This window comes from Variovorax sp. Varisp41, assembly GCF_047325085.1.
Lineage (GTDB): Bacteria > Pseudomonadota > Gammaproteobacteria > Burkholderiales > Burkholderiaceae_C > Variovorax.
In genome coordinates this window covers 502,101-520,371 of the sequence record NZ_CP168540.1, presented here as the reverse complement: position 1 = coordinate 520,371, position 18,271 = coordinate 502,101, and the positions used below count along the sequence as shown (strand labels likewise).

Sequence of the window (18,271 nt, the reverse complement as noted above, 5' to 3'; positions counted from 1 at the left end):
AGCACTACTTTCACGCATCCTTTGCATGCTTCCTACGCATGCATGAAAACTTGCCAAATCCTCAATGCGAGATCATCCAGGGCCGCCGCGACGGTGCCGACTTGGCACCGTTCGACGCGGTCACCGTGGCACCGCGGCGCGCATTCGTCGAGCAGCATCCGCAGCCCGATGGATGGCGCAATCGCGCGTAGTCGCGCGAGCTCGCGGGCTCGTGCCTTGCGCGCTCGTTGGTGGCCATCGCATGGCGCGTGTCGGCCGCCATGAGCGCGAGCCGCGGCGCGGCCGAGAGCACGCGCGGCGAGGCGCCGCCGCAGTCGGGGCAGGCGGCGGGCTCGTCGCGCAGCGCCGAGGGGCGCAGCGCCTCGAAGCCGCCGCAGCGTGCGCAGTCGTAGTCGTAGGTGGGCATGCGGCTTCCTTCTCCAATGCCTCAGCGCAGGTCGGGCGACAGCGGCATGTCGATGCTGCCGTCGATCATCTTCACCGGCCCGGTGGCGTTGGGATTGATGTCGAAGTCGAAGATGCCCGTGGGCAGCCACAGCGTGGCGCAGGAGTTGGGCACGTCGACCACGCCGCTGATGTGGCCCTGCACCGGTGCCGTGCCGAGAATCGAGTAGGCCTGCGCGCCCGAGTAGCCGAACTTCTTCAGGTACTCGATGGCGTTGAGGCAGGCCTGGCGGTAGGCGACGTTGACGTCGAGGTAGTGCTGCTTGCCGCTCTCGTCGACCGAGATGCCCTCGAAGATCAGGTAGTCGTTGTATTGCGGCGTGATGGGGCTGGGTTTGAAGATCGGGTTCTTGATGCCGTACTTGGCCATGCCGCCCTTGATCAGCGAGACCTTCATGTGCACCCAGCCGGCCATCTCGATGGCGCCGCAGAAGGTGATCTCGCCGTCGCCCTGGCTGAAGTGCAGGTCGCCCACGCTGAGGCCCGCGCCGTCGACGTAGACGGGGAAGAACACCTTCGAGCCGCGCGACAGATCCTTGATGTCGCAGTTGCCGCCATGCTCGCGCGGCGGCACGGTGCGCGCGCCCTCGGCCGCGGCCTTGGCACGCGCCTCGCCGGTCATCTTTCCCATGTGGGCGGTGCCCGCGAACGGCGGGTTGGCCAGGCCCGGCACGCGATCGGGGTCGGTGGCGATCAGCGCCTTCTCGCGCTCGTTCCACATGTCGAGCATGGGCTTGTCGGGCAGGCAGCCGATGAGGCCCGGATGGATCAGGCCCGCGAAGTTCACGCCGGGGATGTGGCGCGAGCTGGTGAACATGCCCTTGAAGTCCCAGATCGATTTCTGCGCCTCGGGAAAATGATCGGTAAGAAAGCCGCCACCGTTCTTCTTCGAGAAAAATCCGTTGAAGCCCCAGAGGCTGTCCTGCTTGGCGCCGATGTCGAGAAGATCGACCACCAGCAGGTCGCCGGGCTCGGCGCCCTTCACGCCCACGGGGCCCGAGAGGTAGTGCACGGTGCTCAGGTCGATGTCGCGCACGTCGTCGGCGCTGTCGTTGTTCTTGATGAAGCCGCCGGTCCAGTCGAAGGTCTCGAGGATGAAGTCGTCGCCGGGATTGACCCAGCAGGCCATCGGGATGTCGGGATGCCAGCGGTTGTGGATCATCTCGTTCTCGGTGGGCGACTTGGTCAGATCGACCTTGATCAGCGTGTCCGTCATTGCAGTGGCTCCTGGTTGGGGTTGTGGTTAAACAGAGAGATAGGCCTTGATGCGCTCGACATCGGTCTTGTCGCGCGCGGTCTCGTGCACGAGGCGCCCGCCTTCGATCACGAACAGGCGGTCGGCCACGTCCATCGCGAAGCTCAGCACCTGCTCCGACACGACGATGGTCAGGCCGCGCAGCTTGCGGATCTCGTTCAGCGCCTTGGCGATGTCCTTGATGATCGAAGGCTGGATACCCTCGGTGGGCTCGTCGAGCAGCAGCACCTTGGGATCGGTGACGAGGGCACGCGCGATGGCCAGCTGTTGCTGCTGCCCGCCCGAGAGGTTGCCGCCCTTGCGCCGGCGCATGTCCCACAGCACGGGAAAGAGCGCGTAGATCTCCTCGGGGATGCGGCGGGTCTTCGAGTTCTCGAGGCCGGTCTCGATGTTCTCCTCGACGGTCAGCGTGGGGAAGATCATGCGGCCCTGCGGCACGTAGGCGATGCCCTTGGCGACGCGCCTGAAACTCTCGTCGCGCGAAACGTCCTGGCCCGCCACCTCGATGCGGCCGCTCTTCAAGGGGAGCACGCCCATGAGGCTCTTGAACAGCGTGGTCTTGCCCATGCCGTTTCTTCCCATGATGGCGACGGTTTCGTTGGCCATGCCCTCGAACGAGATGCCGTGCAGGGCTTCGCTCTGGCCGTAGGCTACGTGGAGGTTTTCTACCTTGAGGTTGATGTTGCTCATTTGCCTGGCCTCTGTTTGGGTGCGTTCTTTGTCTGGGGTGCTGCTGTTCGGGGCGCGTGCACAGGACAGCGGGTACTTCCCTCCGCGAATGTCCCCCGGCCTTCGGCCTCCTCCTTGATTTCGCTGCGGGAAGCACCCACTGCCCTGTGCACGGGGACGCCGCGGTGGTGCCGGCCGCACAACAACCGTTGCGTCCAGGCGCACGTCGATGGGGTACTCCCCGCAGCGAAATAAAGGAGGAGCCGAAGGCGGGGGACATTCGCGGAGGGGAGTACCCCGTCGGCGTGTGCCCGCTCCAACCGATGAACACTCGGCACAACGAGAAAACTCATCAATGCCCCAGATAAACATCGATGACCTTCGGATCCGCCTGCACCTTCTCCATCGGCCCCTCGGCCAGGATCTTTCCCTGGTGCATCACAGTGACCTTGTGCGCGATCTGCTTCACGAAAGCCATGTCGTGCTCGATCACGATCACCGCGCGGTTCTGGCAGATGCGCTTGAGCAGCTCGGCCGTGAGCTCGCGTTCGCGCGCACTCATGCCCGCGATGGGTTCATCGAGCATCAGCAGCTCGGGTTCCTGCATCAGCAGCATCCCGATCTCCAGCCACTGCTTCTGGCCATGGCTCAGCAGGCCCGCCTCGGTGTCGAGCCGGTCGGCCAGGCCGATCTCCGTGGCCACGGCCTGCACGCGCGCCTTGACCTCGTCGTCGCACTGGAAGGCCAGTGCGCCGAACACCGAGCGGCCCTTGGGAAACGACACCTCGAGGTTCTGGAACACGCTGAGGTTCTCGTAGATCGAGGGGGTCTGGAACTTGCGTCCGATGCCCAGCCGCACGCGCTTGTGCTCGGCCATCTTCGTCAGCTCCGTGTTCTTGAACTTGATGCTGCCGCTGCTCGCGCGCGTCTTGCCGCAGATCAGGTCGAGCAGCGTCGTCTTGCCGGCGCCGTTCGGGCCGATGATCACGCGCAGCTCGTTGCGGTCGATGTAGAGCGTGAGGTCGTCGATGGCCTTGAAGCCGTCGAAGGACACGCTGAGGTCTTCCACGGCGAGCGCGAAGTCGGTGTTGCTCATGGTCGGTCTCCGGTTCAGGCGCGCTGGCTGCCGACGCCTTCGGGCAGCGTGGGTTCGGGATCGGATACGGGCACGACCGGAGTCGCGACCACCGCCGGCGGCTTGACCGCGGCCTCGCGCAATGCCTGGCGACGCGACTTCCACCACGGGCGGATCTTTTCCTCCCACAGGCCCGCCAGGCCCATCGGGAAGGCCATCGTCACCCCGATGAACAGCCCCGCCATCAGGAACAGCCACAGGTCCGGGAAGCTCTCCGAGAACAGCGTCTTGCCCGCGTTCACCAGCAGCGCGCCGTAGACCGCGCCCACCAGGCTCATGCGGCCGCCCACCGCGCAGAAGATCACCATTTCGATCGATGGCACGATGCCCACGAAGCTCGGCGACATGAAGCCCACCTGCAGCGCGAACATCGCGCCGCCGATGCCCGAGAGCCCCGCCGCCAGGCAGAAGGTGAAGACCTTGAAGTTCGACACGTCGTAGCCCGAGAAGCGCACCCGGTCCTCCTTGTCGCGCATCGCCAGCAGCAAGGTGCCGAGCTTGCTGGTCTGGATCCAGCGGCACAGCACGATGGCGGCCACCAGCAGCGCCACGCAGACGTAGTAGAGGATGTACTTCGCGCTGTCGGTGCGCGTGTCCCAGCCCAGCATCGTCTTCAGGTCGGTCATGCCGTTCACGCCGCCGGTGTAGCCCTGCTGGCCGATGATCAGCACCGTGAGGATCAGCGCCACCGCCTGCGTGATGATCGCGAAGTAGACCCCGCCCACGCGGCGCTTGAACATCGCGAAGCTGATCAGCCAGGCCAGCGCCATCGGCACCGCCACCACCAGGATCAAGGTCAGCGGCAGGCTCTTGAACGGCAGCCAGAACGCCGGCAGCGCCGTGATCTGGTTCCAGTCCATGAAGTCCGGAATGCCGGGCGTCGACTGGATCTTGGTCGACACCGGATCGGAGGCCTCGAGCTTGAGGAACATCGCCATCGCGTAGCCGCCGAGCCCGAAGAACACGCCTTGCCCGAGGCTCAGCACCCCGCCGTAGCCCCACACCATCACCAGCCCCACGGCGACGAAGGCATAGGTGAGGTACTTGCCCACCAGATTGAGTCGGAAGATGTCGAGCGACAGCGGCAGCACCACCGCGAGCAGCAGCACCAGCAGCAGCAGGCTGCCGAGCTGGTAGCGCTGGATCGAGGCCTTGAGGAAATTCATCGGGAGTTCTCCGGGAAAGCGAAAGTCAGCGACGCACCTTGACGGCGAACAGGCCCTGCGGCCGCATCATCAGGATCAGCACGATCAGCGACAGCGTCAGCACCTTGGCCATCGAGCCGGTCATGAAGAACTCCGAAACGGACTGCGTCTGCGCGATGCCGAAGGCCGAGACCACCGTGCCCAGCAGGCTGGCCGCGCCGCCGAAGGTGACGACCAGGAAGGCGTCGACGATGTAGAGCGAGCCCGAGGTCGGCCCGGTCGAGCCGATGGTGGTGAAGGCCGCGCCCGCCACGCCCGCGATGCCGCAGCCGATCGCGAAGGTCAGGCGGTCGGTCTTCTTCGTGTCGATGCCGGTGGCGTTGGCCATCGTGCGGTTGGCCACCGTGGCGCGCACCCTGAGGCCCCAGCGGCTCCTGTGCAGCGCGATCAGCACGCCGCCCGTGACCAGCGCCGTGAGCACCAGCACGAACATGCCGTTGATCGGGATGTCGAGGCCCTCGTGCGGCGTCCACGAACCCATCAGCCACTCGGGCAAGGTCGGGCTCACTTCCTTCGGACCGATGAAGGTGCGGAAGATCTGCTGCAGCCCCAGGCTCACGCCCCAGGTCGCGAGCAGCGTGTCGAGCGGCCGCTTGTAGAGATGGCGGATCAGCGCCCACTCCACCAGCCAGCCGACGATGAAGGCGAACACGAAGGCCAGCGCGATCGAGATCGGGAAGTAGTACGGCATGAAGGCCGGTGCCAGGTGCTCGGTGACCTGCGCCGCGAGGAAGACCGAGTAGGCCCCGATGGTCATGAACTCGCCGTGCGCCATGTTGATGACGCCCATCTGGCCGAAGATGATCGCGAGCCCCAGGCCCATGAGCAGCAGCACCGCGAAGAGGCTCAGCCCCGCGAAGCCCTGCATCAGGCCGATGTTCCACATGTCCGACAGCGTCATGGCGACAGTTCCAGGTGTTGGGGTAGTTGCTCCTTCCCCCTCTGGGGGAAGGTCGGGATGGGGGCATGCGGCGTGCGCGGTGGTTACGCCGCTTGCCCCCACCCCTGCCCTCCCCCAGAGGGGAGGGAGAAAGACAGAGACAGGCAGGCGGGGATTACTGGTAGCCCTTGGGGAACGGATCCGGCTTGATCAGCTCGGCCGACTCCGCCACCACCTTGAAGGTCCCGTCCGGCTGCCCCTGGCCGATGCGCGCCTTGCTCCACAGGTGGTGGTTCGCGTCGAGCTTCACGTAGCCTTCGGGCGCGGTCTTGAGTTCGATGCCCGGCGAGCCGGCCACCACCTTGTCGACGTCGAAGCTGCCGGCCTTCTCGACCGCGGCCTTCCACAGCCACGGGCCGAGGTAGCCGGCCTGCGTCACGTCGCCGATCACCGCGTCCTTGCCGTACTTGGCCTTGAAGGCGGCCACGAACTTCTTGTTGTTCTCGTTGTCGAGCGACTGGAAGTACTTCATCGACGAGTAGAAGCCCGCGAAGTTCTCGCCGCCCACGCCGGTCATCTCGTCCTCGGTCACGGCCAGGGTCAGCAGGAACTGCTTGTCGCCCGTGATGCCCGCGGCCTTGAGCTGCTTGTAGAAGGCCACGTTCGAGCCGCCCACCACGGCCGCGAAGATGCAGTCGGGCTTGGCGACCTTGATCTTGTTGATCAGCGAGTTGAAGTTGGTGTGGCCCAGCGGGTAGTACTCCTCGCCCTTGACCGAACCCTTCTGGAAGTTCTCGATGTGCTTGCGCGCGATCTTCATCGAGGTGCGCGGCCAGATGTAGTCGGAGCCGACGAGGAAGAAGGTCTTCGCCTTCTTCTCCTTCGCGCCCCAGTCCAGGCCCCAGATGATCTGCTGCGTCGCTTCCTGGCCCGTGTAGATCACGTTCTTGCTCTGCTCCAGGCCTTCGTAGAAGGTCGGGTAGTACAGGAGGCCGTTCTCCTTCTCGAACACCGGAAGCACGGCCTTGCGCGAGGCGCTGGTCCAGCAGCCGAAGACGGCCGCGACCTTGTCGTTGACCAGCAGCTTCTTCGACTTCTCGGCGAAGGTCGGCCAGTCGGAGGCGCCGTCCTCCTTGATGACCTTGATCTTGCGGCCCAGGATGCCGCCCATCGCGTTGATCTGGTCGATCGCGAGCTGCTCGGCCTGGATCGAGCCGGTCTCCGAGATCGCCATCGTGCCGGTGGACGAATGCAGCTGGCCCACCGTCACCTCGGTGTCGGTCACGGCGAGCTTGGTGGTGTTGACCTTGGCCGTGGGGAACTGGCCCTGGCCGAAGCTCAGGCCGCTCAGGCCCATCACGGGCAGCGCGGCGGCGCCTTGCAGCAGGCGGCGGCGACGCAATGCCAGGGCATCGAGGGAAAGATCGGAATCACGCGACATCGAAGAACTCCAGCAGGTTGAGGAAAGTACAGGCCGCGCACCATCGAAGTGCATCGGACGGTGCGGCTGGCACCATGGCTGGAACTTTAGAAATCACTGGCCGCTGCGCGAATACGTCATTCAACGTAGCGGCCTGCGCATCGCCTGCCCGCAGACTCGCGGGACCGACGACGACGGACCGGGGGGCGCACGGCGGGCACGGAGCGCTTCTTGCAATGCAGCTGCACCATGCCGATCCCCTCGCCGTCGCCGTCTCCACGAGACACCCCGATGCCTTCCGTCAATTCCGTGAGCGGGCAGAAGATCTTTCGCATCCGGCGCGACTACAACGCCTGGGTCGCGAACGAGACGCTGGAGGACTACGCGCTGCGCTACACGCCGCGCAGCTTCCGCAAGTGGTCGGAGTTCCGGGTCGCGAACGCGGCCTTCGGCGCCACCTCCTTCCTCGCGCTCGAGGCCATCGGCGGCGCGATCGCGCTGAGCTACGGCTTCTCGAACGCGCTGTGGGCGATCCTGGTGGTGGGGCTGATCACCTTCCTCACGGGCCTGCCGATCTCCTACTACGCCGCGCGCCACGGCGTCGACATGGACCTGCTCACGCGCGGCGCCGGCTTCGGCTACCTGGGCTCCACCCTCACCTCGCTGATCTACGCGAGCTTCACCTTCATCTTCTTCGCGCTCGAGGCCGCCATCCTCGCGCTCGCGCTGCAGATGTACCTCGACTGGCCGCTGTGGCTGCTCTACCTGGTGTCGTCGCTGGTCATCATTCCGCTGGTGGCGCGCGGCATCACGCTGATCTCGGGGCTGCAGCTGTGGACGCAGCCGATCTGGATCGTGCTGTTCGTCTGCCCCTTCGTCGCGGTGCTGCTCAAGAAGCCCGAGCTCTATGCCGACTTCACCGGCCTCGTGGGCCGGGTCTCGAACAGCAGCGGCTTCGATCCGCTGATGTTCGGCGCCGCCGCCACGGTCGCCTTCTCGCTGGTGGTGCAGATCGGCGAGCAGGTCGACTACCTGCGCTTCCTGCCCGAGAAGACGGCCGCCAACCGCGCGCGCTGGTGGACCGCGGTGCTGGTGGCCGGGCCCGGCTGGATCGTGCCGGGCATGCTCAAGATGATGGGCGGCGCCTTCCTGGCCTTCCTCGCGCTGCAGCACGAGATCCCGGCCAACCATGCGATCGAGCCGACGCAGATGTACCTCACGGGCTTCGCCTACGTGCTGCGCGACCCGGCCTGGATTCTCGGCATCACGGTGCTGTTCGTGGTGGTCTCGCAGATGAAGATCAACCTCACGAACGCCTATGCCGGCTCGCTGGCCTGGTCGAACTTCTTCGCGCGGCTCACGCACAGCCATCCGGGCCGCGTGGTGTGGCTGGTGTTCAACGTCGTGATCGCGATCCTGCTGATGGCGCTGGGCGTGTTCGCCGCGCTCGAGCACGTGCTGGGCTTCTACAGCAACATCGCGATCGCCTGGGTCGGCGCGCTGGTGGCCGACCTGGTCATCAACAAGCCGCTGGGCTGGAGCCCGAAGACCATCGAGTTCAAGCGCGCCCACCTCTACGACATCAACCCGGTGGGCCTGGTCGCCACGCTGGTGGCGGCGGCGCTCGCGATGCTGGCCTACTCGGGCGCCATCGGCCAGTGGGCGCGCTCCTTCTCGCCCTTCATCGCGCTGGCCACCGCGCTCGCGGTCTCGCCGCTTCTGGCCTGGCGCACGCGCGGGCGCTACTACCTCGCGCGGCGCGACATCGCGCACTGGACGCCGGGGCAGATCGTCAAGTGCTCGGTCTGCGACAACGGCTTCGAATCGGAGGACATGGCCCACTGCCCGGCCTACAGCGCGCCGATCTGCTCGCTGTGCTGCACGCTCGAGTCGCGCTGCCACGACCGCTGCAAGACCGACTCGCGCGCGGCCGAGCAGATGAGCGGCTGGCTGCAGTCGCTGCTGCCGCCGGCGCTGTCGGCGCGGCTCAACTTCCGCGTCGCCCACTACCTGATGGTGGCGGCCTCGCTGGTGGCACTGCTGGCCACGGTGATGGGCGTGGTCTATGCGCAGGAGGCGATCACCGGCGCCAGCGCGGTCGACCCGCGGCTGCGCGACGCCTTCCTCAAGGTCTTCACCCTGCTGTCGCTGGTGGCGGCGGTGGCGGCCTGGTGGGTGGTGCTGGGCAGCGAGAGCCGGCAGATGGCGCAGGAGGAGTCGAACCGCCACAACCACCTGCTCACGCTCGAGATCGAGGCCCACCAGCGCACCGATGCCGCGCTGCAGGCGGCCAAGGAGGCGGCCGAGGCGGCCAACCAGGCCAAGACCCGCTACGTGGCCGGCATGACGCACGAGCTGCGCACGCCGCTCAACAGCATCCTGGGCTACTCGCAGATCCTGCTCAAGGGCGATGCCGCGCTGCCGCCGCGCGAGGCGGTGCAGACCATCCACCGCAGCGGCGAGCACATGCTGGGCCTGATCGACGGCCTGCTCGACCTCGCGCGCATCGAGGCCGGCCGGCTGCAGCTCGAGCCGGCGCCGCTGGCATTGCCGGCCTTCCTCGACCAGGTGGTGCACATGGTGCGGCCGCAGGCCGAGAACAAGGGCCTGGCCTTCGTCTACACCCACGCCGGGCGGCTGCCGCCCTGGGTGCATGCCGACGCCAAGTGGCTGCGCCAGATCCTCATCAACCTGCTGACCAATGCCGTGCGCTTCACCGACAGCGGCACCGTCACGCTGCACGTGGACGCGCGCCGCGAGGTGCTGCGCTTCGACGTGATCGACACCGGCATCGGCGTGGCGCCGCAGGACCACCAGCGCATCTTCCTGCCGTTCGAGCGCGGTGCCGCGGGGCGCCGGCGCGGCGAGCCCGGCACCGGGCTGGGCCTCACGATCACCGGCCTGCTGACCTCGCTGATGGGCGGCGAGCTCAAGCTGGCCGCCACCTCCTCGGCCGGCAGCACCTTCAGCGTGCGCGTCTACCTGCGCGCGGTGGCCGACCCCGGCCCGCAGGCCAGGGCCGGCGCGCTGCGCCAGCCGGTGTCGGGCTACCTCGGCGAGCGCCGCACGCTGCTGGTGGTGGACGACCAGCCGGTGCAGCGCCAGATGCTGGCCGGCATGCTGGCGCCGCTGGGCTTCGAGGTGCGCGAGGCCGCGAGCGGCACCGAGTGCCTCGACAGCCTGCGCGAGGAGCTGCCCTCGGCGATCCTGCTCGACCTCAGCATGGACGACCTCGACGGCTGGCAGACCGCGGGCCTGGTGCGGGCCTCGGGCTTCGATGCGCTGCCGATCATCATCGTCTCGGCCAACATGTTCGAGAACCAGGCCGAGCGGCTGCGCGCCGCGGGCTGCCAGGCCTTCGTGGGCAAGCCGGTGATCGAGTCCGAACTGATCGCCACGCTCGAGCGCCACCTCGGCCTCGAATGGCTCGATGCCGCCGACGCGCTGCGCCCGCGGGCCGACGAGGAGCTCGCGCCGGTTCGCCCGCCGCGGCTGCTGCTCGGCGAGGACGAGCGCGCCGAACTGATGCGGCTGGTGCAGATGGGCCACGTGCGCGGCCTGCACCAGGCGCTCGACCGGCTGGCCGCCCGCTCGCCTGGCGCGGCCGCCACCTGCACCTGGCTGCGCGGCATGGTCGCGCGCTTCGAACTCGACTCCCTCCGCCAAGCCCTCGCCGAAGATGCAGACACCCTCGCCTCCCCTTCCTGAAGCCGAACGCCCCGTGGTGCTGGTGGTGGACGACGCCCCCAGCAGCCTGGGCATGCTGTGCGACACGCTCGAGGCCAGCGGCTACACCGTGCTGGTGGCGGCCGACGGCGAATCGGCGCTGCAGCGGCTCGCGCTGGTGGTGCCCGACGCCATCCTGCTCGACGGCATGATGCCCGGCCTCTCCGGCTTCGAGACCTGCCGCCGCATCAAGGCCGACGCGGCGCTCGCGCACATCCCGGTGATCTTCATGACCGGTCTCTCGGAAACCGCCGACGTGGTCGAGGGCTTCGAATGCGGCGGCGTCGACTACGTGGTGAAGCCGATCCGCGCCCAGGAGGTGCTGGCGCGCCTGCACACCCATGCGCGCAACGCCCGCATCACGCGCATGGCGCGCGACGCGGTCGACGTGGCCGGCATGGGCGTGGTCTTCGTCGACGCGCGCGGGCGCGTCGCCTGGCGCTCGCCGCAGGCCGGCCTGTGGCTGCATGCGCTGGGCGAGGCACGCGCGCCGGGCCTGCTGCCGCGCGCGCTCGAGGCCGCGCTGGCGCCCGGCGCCACCCTCGGCGTGGTCACCGCGGCCGGCATCCGGCTGTCGGTGCGCAACCTCGGCGCGGCCGCGCTCGGCGAGACCATGCTGCTGTTCGCGGTGCAGCGCGAGGGCGCGGGCGGCGCCTCGTCGGCGCGGCTGGCCGAGGCCGCGCTCACGCCGCGCGAGACCGAGGTGCTGTCGTGGCTCGCCAAGGGCAAGACCAACCGCGACATCGGCGAGATCCTCGGCACCAGCCCGCGCACGGTGAACAAGCACCTCGAGCACATCTTCGAGAAGCTCGGCGTGGAAACCCGCGCGGCAGCCGCGGCGCTGGCCAGCGGCCGGTTCGATTGAGGCGCGTCCTCAGGCGTTGCTGGTCGCGCGCACTTCCTCGATCGTGGTCTGGCCGGCCAGCACCTTCTCGATACCGTCCTGGCGCAGGGTGCGCATGCCTTCCTTCAAGGCGGCCTGCAGCAGTTCCTCGGCGCGCGCCCCGCCCTGCACCAGCCGGCGCAGCTCCTTCGAGACCGTCATCAGCTCGTGGATGCCGACGCGGCCGCGAAAGCCCGTCTTCGCGCAGTGCTCGCAGCCCGCGCCGCTGTGCAGGTGCAGCCGCCCGTCGCGGCCGAAGCGCTGCAGCCAGCCATCGAGCGTGGCCTGCCGGCGCGCCGGGATCTCCTCGGCCGGAAAGGCGTGCAGGTAGTCGGCCAGCAGTTCCTCGACCGCCTCCTCGCTCGCGGGCGCGCTGCGCACGCAGTGGCCGCAGATGCGGCGCACCAGCCGCTGCGCCAGCACCGCGAGCAGCGAGTCGGCGAAGTTGAACGGGTCCATGCCCATGTCGAGCAGGCGCGTCACGGTCTCGGGCGCGCTGTTGGTGTGCAGGGTCGACAGCACCAGGTGGCCGGTCAGCGAGGCCTCGATCGCGGTCTTCGCGGTCTCCTCGTCGCGGATCTCGCCGACCATGATCACGTCGGGATCGGCGCGCACGAAGGCGCGCAGCGCCTTGGCGAAGGTCCAGCCGATGCGCGGATTGATCTGCACCTGGCGCAGCCCGTTCTGCGTGATCTCCACCGGGTCCTCGGCGGTCCAGATCTTGCGCTCGGGCGTGTTGATGTGCATGAGCGCCGAATGCAGCGTGGTGGTCTTGCCCGAGCCCGTGGGCCCCACGCACAGCACCATGCCGTAGGGCCGTTCCACCGCGTGGGTCAGGCGCCGCAGGTTGTCGGGCGACAGGCCCAGCGACTGCATCGGCAGCGGCTTGGCCGAGGCCAGGATCCGCATCACCACGTCTTCGAGGCCGTTGTTGGTGGGAATGGTCGCCACGCGCAGCTCGATCTTGTGCTGCGGCGAGTACTTGGCGAAGTTGATCTTGCCGTCCTGCGGGTTGCGCTTCTCGCTGATGTCGAGGTCGCACATGATCTTCACGCGCGCCACGATCGCGTTGCGGTAGCTCGGCGGCAGCTCGAGGTAGGTGTAGAGCAGCCCGTCGCGGCGGAAGCGGATGCGCGTCTTCTCCTGGCCCGGGTAGCTCTCGATGTGGATGTCCGAGGCGCCCTCGCGATGCGCCTCCTGGATCATGCTGTTGATCATGCGCACCAGCGAGTTGTCCGACTGCTCGATCGGCGTTTCCGCCGGTGCCGGCGCCGGGCCCTCCTTCTCGAGCGTCTGCAGCAGCTCGGTGGTGCCGGCCATGTCGAACTCGAGCGGGCGCATCGGGTCGAGGTGGGCCGCGCCGCCGCCACCGCCGTCGGCCGCGTCGCCTATCTTCTCGTAGGCCGCGGCCAGCACGGCGTCGAGGTCCAGGCACTGGCCCACCACCGGGATCACCTTCATCTGCGCGACGAACTGCACCTCGTCGATCACCGAGTAGCGGCTCGTGGGATCGTCGATCGCGATCACCAGCCGCCCCTCGTGCAGCATCAGCGGCATGACCTGCAGCCGCCGCGCCACGCCATGCGCGACCTTGCGCAGCGCCTCGGCCGCGGGCGGGAACACATGCAGGTTGACCAGCGGATAGCCCATCTTGCGCACCAGCGCGGTCTGCAGCTGGCCGCGGCTCACGGCGCCCATGCGCACCAGGGTCTCGCCCAGCGGCACCAGCGGCTCGCGGCGCTGCTGGCGCAGCCCGGCGGCGAGCTGGTCGCCGGTGATCATGCCGAGCGCGACCAGCGCCTCGCCGATCCGCGTGATCGGCATCCGGCTCTGCGCGTCGAGCGCGCGCACGAGCTGCTCGGGCACGGCGACTTCTGTGAATGACATGGCTTGTTCTTTTCCTGTTGTCGGGTTGGGCGGCGCGCCGGACGGCGATGCCATCGCGGCGCGCGGGATGCGCGATCGTAGAGCGCCGCGCGAGGGCCCGCTACCCGGCGGGACTCCTGAGTACGCAAGTGTTCAGGTCACCGGTGTCTCGTTGGTGCACACGCGGTTGCGCCCGCCCGACTTGGCGACGTACAGCGCCTTGTCGGCGCCGCGCACCAGCTCCTTCGGCTGCACGGCGCCGGCCTCGGGCCGCAGCGCGTCCACACCCGCGCTCAGCGTGACGAAGCCGTCGATGGCACCAACATGCTCGATCTCGAGCGCGCGCACCGCGGCGCGGATGCGCTCGGCCAGCAGCGCGGCCGCCTCGACGTCGGTGCCCGGCAGCAGCACCGCGAGCTCCTCGCCACCATAGCGCGCCGCGAGGTCGCCGGGCCGGCGCGCCGCCACGTTGGCGATGGTGCGGCAGATCTTCTGCAGGCACTCGTCGCCGGCCGTGTGGCCGTAGATGTCGTTGTATTCCTTGAAGCGGTCCACATCGAGCAGGATCAGCGCCAATGTGCTGGCATTGCGCACCGCGCGGCCGAACTCCGTGTCGAGCGCGACGTCGAACTGGCGCCGGTTCGCGAGCCCCGTCAGGCCGTCCTCCATCGCCAGCGTGTTGAGCGTCTTGTTGAGCGCCTCGAGCGCGTCGCGCGCGCGCAGCAGCTCGGCCTCGGTGCGCGTGCGCCGCTCGATCTGGCGCACCAGCCCCAGGCCGACGAAGGCCACCACGGCGCTGAGCGCCAGCACGCCGCCCGAATGCCAGAAGGTGTCCTTCCACCAGCCCGCGAGGATCTCGTCCTTGGACAGCGCCGCGCCCACGAACAGCGGATAGTGGTCGAGCCGCCGGAAGCTGTTGAGCCGCAGCACGCCGTCCTGCGCCGACTTGATGTAGGCGGTGCCGACCGGGCCGTTCTCCTTGTACGAAGTGAACAGCTGCGAGCCGCGCATGTCGCGCCCCACCATCTCCGGGCCGAAGGGGCGGCGGACCATCATGGTGCCGCTCTCGAGGATCAGCGCCGCGGCGCCGCCCTTGCCGATGTCGAGGCTGTCGTAGAACCTGAGGAAGAAGTCGACGTCGATGCTCGCGAGCGCCACGCCCGCGAAGCTGCCGTCGGCATGGTCGATGCGGCGCGACACCGGGATCAGCCGCTTGCCGTTGGTGCGGCTCGTCACCGGAATGCCGATGTGCGGGCCGCGGTCGGGGTGGTCGCGGTGGAAGACGAAGTACTCGCGGTCCGCGTTGTTGAGGTTCTGCGGCGGCGCCGCGCGGGAGTTCGCGACCCAGTTGCCGTCCTGGTCGTAGACGTGCAGCGCGTCGAGCTGCGGCAGCTCGGCCACCTGCGCGGCCAGCACGCGGCGCAGCCGCTCGACCTGGGCCGGCCCCGTGCCCTCGTGCTCGATGCGCTCGACCACGCCGACCAGCACGGTGTCGGCCTGCTTGATGGTGTCGTCGGCCTGCTGCGCCAGCGCGCGCGACAGGTTCGAGGTCGCCACGCCCATCTGCTCGAGCAGCACCGTGCGCGACTCCCAGCTGTGCCAGATGTCGAGCCCCACGAGGGCGAGGCACACGGCGGCCACGAAGGCCATCGTGCGCACGGCAATGGAGGGACGTTGGAACACGGGAAACCTGGCGGCAGTGAAGGCGGCCGGATTCTCGCCGGTATCCGGCCCCGCCGGCCTGCGCACGATCCCGCGTCAGCGGCCGGTCAGGGTGCGAGCCCCGCGGTCTTCACGACCGCCGCGTACTTGCCGGCCTCCTCGCCGACGTAGGCGGTGAACTGCGCGGCATTGCGCGGATCGGGCTCGGCGCCGATCTCGCGCAGCCGCTGCGCCAGCGCCGGCTCCTCGAGCACCTTCGCCATGGCGGCCGACAGTTGCCTGAGCACCGGCGGCGGCAGCTTCGCGGGCGCGAACACGCCGAACCAGGCGCTGACCTCGAAGCCCGGCAGCCCGCTCTCGGCCACCGTGGGCACATCGGGCAGCAGCGGGCTGCGCCGGCTGCCGGTCACGGCCAGCGGCTTGAGCTTGTGGGTGGCGATGTTGGGCAGCGACGTGGTCTGCAGGTCGAACATCAGCGGCACGTGGCCCGCGAGCACGTCGGCCAGCGCCGGCGCGCTGCCGCGGTAGGGCACGTGCAGCAGCTTGAGCTTGGCGGCCGAGGCCAGCATCTCGCCGGCCAGGTGGTTCGAGGTGCCGGGGCCGGCCGAGGCATAGCTGATCGATCCCGGCGCCTGCCGGGCCGCCGCGAGCAGCTCGGCCACGCTGCCGTAGGGCGCGCCGGGATGGGCCACCAGCACGAAGGGGATCGATGCCAGCGCGCTGACCGGCACGAAGTCCTTCACCGGGTCGTAGCCGACCTTGGACATCGCCGGGTTGATGGCCTGCGAGCTCACCGTGCCGAGCAGCAGCGTGTAGCCGTCGGGCTTCGCTTCCGCGACGAAGCGCGCGCCGATCGCCGTGCCGGCGCCGCCTTTGTTCTCGACCACCACCGGCTGCCCGAGCTGCGCCGCCAGCTTCTGCCCCACCGTGCGCGCCAGGATGTCGGCCGAGCCGCCGGCCGGATAAGGCACGACCAGCGTGACCGGGCGATCGGGAAAGCCCTGGGCCAGGGCCGGCGCGGCGATGCCGGCGGCAACGAGCAGCAGGCCCGCGAGCAGCGTGCGAGGAAGATTCATCGGGGGACTCCTTGGTGGGAACCGCATGGTGCGAACGGGGGTGGCGGTCTGTCCAATACGTTCACTGGCCGGCGTTCATATATGAAATGAATCACCGGGCCGCCGAAGTCCGGCGCCGGCTACAGTGAATCCCGCCGGTTCGAAAAAAATTTCGGATTCGTGTCGATCCGTCCGGAGCTCGTCCGTCGTGTCAGTGGAGGGTCGTCCTCCGCACCACTTCACCAGGAGAACACACCATGGCTACCCACACCGTCCGTCTGCACCGCGTGCTGCGCGCACCGCCCGAGCGCCTCTACCGCGCCTTCACCGAACCCGGCGCCTTCGAACGCTGGCTGCCGCCCTTCGGCTTCACCGGCAAGGTCCACCAGATGGAGCCGGTGGTCGGCGGCAGCTGGCGCATGTCCTTCAGCAACTTCAGCTCGGGGCACAGCCATTCGTTCGGCGGCAAGTACCTCGAGCTGGTGCCGGGCCAGCGCGTGGCCTACGACGCGACTTTCGACGACCCCAACCTGCCGGGCACGATGAAGACCACCGTCACGCTGACCGCCGTGTCCTGCGGCACCGACGTGGCCATCGTGCAGGAAGGCATTCCCGAGATGATTCCGGTCGAGATGTGCTACCTGGGCTGGCAGGAGTCTTTGGTGGCACTGGCGCAATTGGTGGAGCCGGATATTCCGGGTTGAGACGCCCTCGCTGGCGCCACCGGAATGAACCACGCCCACCCCTACTGGCCGAAGCTCGAAGCCGCCTTGTCCGACACCTCGGGAATCATCGTCCCTCAGGGCGAGGACGAGGGGGCGTATTTCGAGCGGCTGCGGTCCAGCATTCGCGAACATGCCACCGGGGCGGAGATGGTGTCGGCCACGGTCGCGGCGCCCGGATTCGCCCATCGCGAACTCGGGTCGCGGATCTCGGGCTGGCTTCTCGCGCGATCCGAAGGCTACTGGCTGGTCTACGAACCCGACGAGGACCAGTACTACTGCTTCTGGGGCGCGGACGCGGACAGCCTCGGCGCGCACGGCGTCTGCGGAAACCCGCTCTATTGCTGGTGGGACTGAGGCGACTCGGTCTTCGCGCGCCCTATCGCCCCGCCCCCTCCACCGCCTTCCTCGCCACCGCCAGGAACGACTGCACCACCGGGTTGTCGTTGCCGCTCGCATGCGCGAACACCAGGCGGTAGGTCGGCGGCGGCCGCGCGCCCGCGATCTCGAGGAAGGCGACATCGGCCATCGCGAGCACGCGCATCGCGGCCGGCACCAGCGCGATGCCCAGGCCGCCCGCGACCAGCGTGAGGATGGACTGCATCTGCGCGGCCTCCTGCACCACCTTCGGCAGGAAGCCCGCCGCCTGGCAGGCACCGAGCAGCGCGGCGACGAAGCCCGCGCCCTCCGCGGCCGGGAACGAGATGAAGGATTCGGCCGCCAGCGCCTCGATCTTCACCGAACGCTGCGCCGCCAGCGGATGACTGCGCGGCACGGCGATCACGAACTTCTGCGCCTGCAGGTCCAACAGCACCAGCCCGCGCGATTCGTAGACCGGGCCCACCACCAGCGCGAGCTCGACCTCGCCCTTGCGCAGGTCCTCGAGCTGGCGCGCGGTGGTCTCGGCCGTGAGGCGCAGCTGCACGGTCGGGTAGTCGTGCTGGAAGCGCTTGAAGATCGCGGGCAACACGTCGAGCGCGGCGCTCGGCACGAACGAGAGCCGCAGCGAACCCTCCAGCCCCTGCGCCGCGCGGCGCGCGCGTTCGCCGGCCGCCTGGGCCTGCTGCAGCAGGCGCTGCGCGTCCTTGTGGAAGACCTGGCCCGCGGGCGTGAGCCGCACGTGGTGCCGGCTGCGGTCGAACAGCACCGCGCCGAGCTGCTCCTCGAGATTGCGCATCGCCACGCTCAGCGGCGGCTGCGACATGTGGAGCCGGATCGCGGCGCGGCCGAAGTTCAGTTCCTCGGCCAGCACCACGAACTGGCGCAGTTGTCTGAATTCGAACATGGGCGTGGAGATAGCTGCAGCGAATGACGAGCCACTTTAAACAGTATTGGATGTATGAGCGCGG

General features: G+C 68.5%; 15 protein-coding genes. 4 read left to right on the top strand and 11 right to left on the bottom strand.

Annotated elements, in window-relative coordinates; all coding sequences use genetic code 11:
• Positions 1 to 61: 61 nt before the first annotated feature.
• The 7 genes from ACEN9J_RS02235 to urtA form a co-directional block, all read right to left on the bottom strand.
• Positions 62 to 406: a zinc ribbon domain-containing protein gene (locus ACEN9J_RS02235; RefSeq protein WP_057593111.1), complete on the bottom strand. Its 345-nt coding sequence runs from the start codon at positions 404 to 406 to the stop codon at positions 62 to 64.
• Positions 407 to 427: 21 nt separating this feature from the next.
• On the bottom strand, positions 428 to 1,660 hold the full coding sequence (gene fmdA, locus ACEN9J_RS02230; protein WP_057593110.1) for a formamidase: 1,233 nt from the start codon (positions 1,658 to 1,660) through the stop codon (positions 428 to 430).
• A gap of 27 nt (positions 1,661 to 1,687) precedes the next feature.
• Positions 1,688 to 2,389: an urea ABC transporter ATP-binding subunit UrtE gene (gene urtE, locus ACEN9J_RS02225; protein ID WP_093344438.1), complete on the bottom strand. Its 702-nt coding sequence runs from the start codon at positions 2,387 to 2,389 to the stop codon at positions 1,688 to 1,690.
• Positions 2,390 to 2,720: 331 nt separating this feature from the next.
• A complete protein-coding gene (gene urtD / locus ACEN9J_RS02220; protein ID WP_057593108.1) occupies positions 2,721 to 3,464 on the bottom strand; it encodes an urea ABC transporter ATP-binding protein UrtD in 744 nt (247 codons plus the stop codon).
• 14 nt (positions 3,465 to 3,478) lie between these two features.
• Entirely contained in the window at positions 3,479 to 4,669 is a 1,191-nt protein-coding gene (gene urtC / locus ACEN9J_RS02215; protein WP_413763173.1) for an urea ABC transporter permease subunit UrtC, read from the bottom strand.
• A gap of 25 nt (positions 4,670 to 4,694) precedes the next feature.
• A complete protein-coding gene (gene urtB, locus ACEN9J_RS02210; protein WP_057593106.1) occupies positions 4,695 to 5,609 on the bottom strand; it encodes an urea ABC transporter permease subunit UrtB in 915 nt (304 codons plus the stop codon).
• Positions 5,610 to 5,763: 154 nt separating this feature from the next.
• A complete protein-coding gene (urtA, locus tag ACEN9J_RS02205) occupies positions 5,764 to 7,029 on the bottom strand; it encodes an urea ABC transporter substrate-binding protein (RefSeq protein WP_057593105.1) in 1,266 nt (421 codons plus the stop codon).
• A 270-nt stretch (positions 7,030 to 7,299) separates the two neighbouring features.
• Between urtA and ACEN9J_RS02200 the strand changes: the two genes are divergently transcribed.
• The gene (locus ACEN9J_RS02200; RefSeq protein WP_413763172.1) at positions 7,300 to 10,716 is read left to right on the top strand and encodes an ATP-binding protein; all 3,417 of its coding nucleotides are present in this window, start codon (positions 7,300 to 7,302) and stop codon (positions 10,714 to 10,716) included.
• Complete coding sequence (locus tag ACEN9J_RS02195; protein WP_413763171.1) at positions 10,688 to 11,599, top strand: response regulator; 912 nt, start codon at positions 10,688 to 10,690, stop codon at positions 11,597 to 11,599. The genes ACEN9J_RS02200 and ACEN9J_RS02195 overlap by 29 nt, the downstream gene beginning before the upstream one ends.
• Positions 11,600 to 11,608: 9 nt before the next feature.
• On the opposite strand, the gene ACEN9J_RS02190 is transcribed toward ACEN9J_RS02195, so the two are convergent.
• The 3 genes from ACEN9J_RS02190 to ACEN9J_RS02180 form a co-directional block, all read right to left on the bottom strand.
• The gene (locus ACEN9J_RS02190; protein ID WP_057593103.1) at positions 11,609 to 13,504 is read right to left on the bottom strand and encodes a GspE/PulE family protein; all 1,896 of its coding nucleotides are present in this window, start codon (positions 13,502 to 13,504) and stop codon (positions 11,609 to 11,611) included.
• Positions 13,505 to 13,636: 132 nt separating this feature from the next.
• Positions 13,637 to 15,166 (bottom strand): diguanylate cyclase, encoded by a 1,530-nt coding sequence (locus ACEN9J_RS02185; protein WP_413763170.1) that lies wholly within the window; start codon positions 15,164 to 15,166, stop codon positions 13,637 to 13,639.
• Between the two features lie 86 nt (positions 15,167 to 15,252).
• Positions 15,253 to 16,221, bottom strand: a complete 969-nt coding sequence (locus ACEN9J_RS02180) for a tripartite tricarboxylate transporter substrate binding protein (protein WP_413763169.1) — start codon at positions 16,219 to 16,221, stop codon at positions 15,253 to 15,255.
• Between the two features lie 236 nt (positions 16,222 to 16,457).
• Between ACEN9J_RS02180 and ACEN9J_RS02175 the strand changes: the two genes are divergently transcribed.
• Both ACEN9J_RS02175 and ACEN9J_RS02170 read left to right on the top strand, forming a co-directional pair.
• Entirely contained in the window at positions 16,458 to 16,904 is a 447-nt protein-coding gene (locus tag ACEN9J_RS02175; RefSeq protein ID WP_413763168.1) for an SRPBCC family protein, read from the top strand.
• A 24-nt stretch (positions 16,905 to 16,928) separates the two neighbouring features.
• Complete coding sequence (locus ACEN9J_RS02170; protein ID WP_057593099.1) at positions 16,929 to 17,279, top strand: hypothetical protein; 351 nt, start codon at positions 16,929 to 16,931, stop codon at positions 17,277 to 17,279.
• Positions 17,280 to 17,301: 22 nt separating this feature from the next.
• On the opposite strand, the gene ACEN9J_RS02165 is transcribed toward ACEN9J_RS02170, so the two are convergent.
• Entirely contained in the window at positions 17,302 to 18,207 is a 906-nt protein-coding gene (locus tag ACEN9J_RS02165) for a LysR family transcriptional regulator (RefSeq protein ID WP_413763167.1), read from the bottom strand.
• Positions 18,208 to 18,271: the final 64 nt, after the last annotated feature.